The sequence below is a fragment of the Micromonospora sicca genome (assembly GCF_003172935.1).
In the GTDB taxonomy this organism is placed as follows: Bacteria; Actinomycetota; Actinomycetes; order Mycobacteriales; family Micromonosporaceae; genus Micromonospora; species Micromonospora sicca.
Window position 1 is genome coordinate 1 of sequence record NZ_QGKS01000112.1, and the last position, 2,610, is coordinate 2,610.

The window sequence follows — 2,610 nt, forward strand, 5'->3', positions numbered from 1 at the left end:
ATTCGTCGGCAGCGTCAGATGTGTATAAGAGGCCGGGCCGTCGGTGGTGAGGGCGAGGAAGGCGTCCTCGAGGTTGCGGGAGGTGATCTCGACGTCCCGGGCGGCGGTCCGGGTGAGCAGGTGCCGGGCGACCTCGTCCGAGTCGTCGGTGCGGACCAGCACCACGTCGCCGCGTACCTCGACCGCGCGGACGCCGGGCAGGGCGGCGAGCACGGCCTGGTCGGCGCCGGGGAGGGTGGCCCGGACGATCCGGCCGGCGGCCAGGTTCTTGATCTCCGCGGTGGTGCCGTCGGCGACGACCCGGCCCTGCCGCACCAGCACGATCCGGTCCGCGTACGCGTCGGCCTCGTCCAGGTAGTGGGTGGCGAAGATGATGGTCCGGCCGGTCCGGGCGTCGGCCCGGATGGCCTGCCAGAAGTCGCGCCGCCCCTCGACGTCCATGCCGGTGGTGGGCTCGTCGAGCACCATCAGGTCCGGGTCCGGGAGCAGCGCCAGGGCGAAGCGCAGCCGCTGCTGCTGGCCGCCGGAGCACTTGCCGACCAGCCGATCGGCGATGGACGCGATGCCCGCCCGGTCCAGCACCTCGGCCACCGGCCGGGTCCGGCCGTAGAACTCGGCGGTCATCCGCACCGTCTCGCCGACGGTGAGGTCCTTGAGCAGCCCGCCGGTCTGCATCACGGCGGCGACCCGGCCGAGCCGGACGGCGTCGGCGGGGGTGCCGCCGAAGAGCCGGACGCTCCCGGCGTCCGGGCGGGCCAGCCCGAGCAGCATGTCCACGGTGGTGGTCTTGCCGGCGCCGTTCGGGCCGAGGAAGGCCACCACCTCACCGGGCTCGATCCGGAGGCTGAGCCCGTCGACGGCGGTCACCGGGCCGAAGGTCTTGGTGAGTCCGGCCAGTTCGACGGCCGGTGCGGTGTCGGTCATGACAAGAATGCTCCGGCGGCCGGCCGTCCCGCCCCCGGAGCGGGCGTCACGTTCCGGCCATGACATTTGTCAGGCCGCACAGGTGCGGGGGCGGCCCCGCCGGGTAAGCGCCCCCGGACCACACCGCGGAACCGGGAGGAACGCCATGGCCAGCGCGCCGACGGTACGGGTCGACACGATCGTGCTCATCCACGGCCTCTGGATGACGCCCCGGAGCTGGGAACACTGGGTCGACCGGTACGCGGCCCAGGGCTTCAAGGTGCTCGCCCCGGCGTGGCCGGGCATGGAGGCCGAGGTGGCGGCGCTGCGCGCCGACCCCACTCCGATCGCCGAGCAGCGGATCGCCGACATGGTCGACCACTACGCGGCGATCATCCGGGACCAGCCCCGCCCCCCGATCATCATGGGACACTCCTTCGGCGGCCTGGTCACCCAGCTGCTGATCTCCCGCGGGCTCGGCGCCGCCGGCGTCGCGATGCACCCGGCCCCGGTCAAGGGGGTGCTGAAGCTACCGCTCAGCACGCTGCGCTCCGGGTTCTCCATCCTGCGCAGCCCGGCCAACCGGCACCGGGCGGTGCCGTTCACCCCCGACGATTTCGCCTACGCCTTCGGCAACACCCTGAGCCGCGAGGACTCCGACGCGGCCTGGGAGCGGTACGCCGTCCCCGGCGCCGGGCATGTCTTCTTCGAGGGCGCCTTCGCCAACCTGGACCCGAACTCGGCCACCAAGGCGGACACCCACCGGGACGACCGGGCACCGCTGCTGATCACGACCGGCACCGAGGACCATGTGGTGCCGCCGACGCTGGCCCGGTCCGCCGCCGGCCTCTACCGGCCGTCCCGCGCGGTGACCGCCTATCACGAGTTCCCGGGCCGGTCGCACTTCGTCGGTGGTGAGCCGGGCTGGGAGCAGGAGGCCGACTACGCGCTGGAGTGGGCGGTCGAGGCGGCCAACGAGTTCTCGCCGACCGTGGTCAGCGAGGCCCCCGGCCGGTGATCGGTGCGGGCGGTGGCATGTCGGGGCGAGGTGGGGGTATGACGGACGCATGAGGGCGAGCTTCCGGCTTGGCCGGATCGCGGGGGTACCCGTCGGGGTCAACTGGAGCGTCCTGGTCATCTTCCTGCTGATCGCCTGGGGGCTGGCGGCCAACCAGTTCCCGCGCGCCTACCCGGACCGGCCGGCCCTGGCGTACGCGGCGGCCGGCCTGAGCGCGGCGGTGGTCTTCTTCCTCGGCCTGCTGGCCCACGAGGTGGCCCACGCCGTGATCGCCAAGCGCAACGGCATCGCTGTCGAGGGGATCACGCTCTGGCTCTTCGGCGGCGTCTCCGAGCTGCGCGGCGAGGCCCGCGACCCGGGTGCGGAGCTGCGCATCGCCGGGATCGGGCCGCTGGTCAGCCTGATCATCGGCCTCTTCTTCGGCGGCATCGCGATGCTGCTGGCCCTGGCCGGCGCGCACGGCCTGCTGCTCGGGTCGCTGGCCTGGCTGGCCGGCATCAACATCCTGCTGGCGATCTTCAACGTGCTGCCGGCGGCGCCGCTGGACGGCGGCCGGTTGCTGCGCGCCGCGGTGTGGAAGGCGACCGGCGACCGGACGAAGGCCTCGGTGGTGGCGGCCCGGGCCGGTTGGGTCCTCGGCGCGCTGCTGATCGGCCTGGGGCTCTGGCAGTTCCTGGTCGGGGCCGGGG

At 73.6% G+C, this 2,610-nt stretch carries 3 protein-coding genes; 2 read left to right on the forward strand and 1 reads right to left on the reverse strand.

The features are described 5' to 3' along the window. On the reverse strand, positions 1-924 hold a 924-nt coding region (locus tag DKT69_RS41595), incomplete at its 3' end, for an ABC transporter ATP-binding protein (RefSeq protein WP_109800414.1). Between the two features lie 145 nt (positions 925-1,069). On the opposite strand from DKT69_RS41595, the gene DKT69_RS05005 reads away from it, so the two are divergent. Both DKT69_RS05005 and DKT69_RS05010 read left to right on the forward strand, forming a co-directional pair. Further along, a complete protein-coding gene (locus DKT69_RS05005; protein WP_109800415.1) occupies positions 1,070-1,921 on the forward strand; it encodes an alpha/beta hydrolase in 852 nt (283 codons plus the stop codon). 49 nt (positions 1,922-1,970) lie between these two features. After that, on the forward strand, positions 1,971-2,610 hold a 640-nt coding region (locus tag DKT69_RS05010; protein ID WP_201749493.1), incomplete at its 3' end, for a site-2 protease family protein.

Bases quoted from the DNA above. Each gene is read 5' to 3' on its own strand.
- DKT69_RS05005 (WP_109800415.1), top strand. From the start codon at position 1,070: ATGGCCAGCGCGCCGACGGTACGGGTCGACACGATCGTGCTCATCCAC.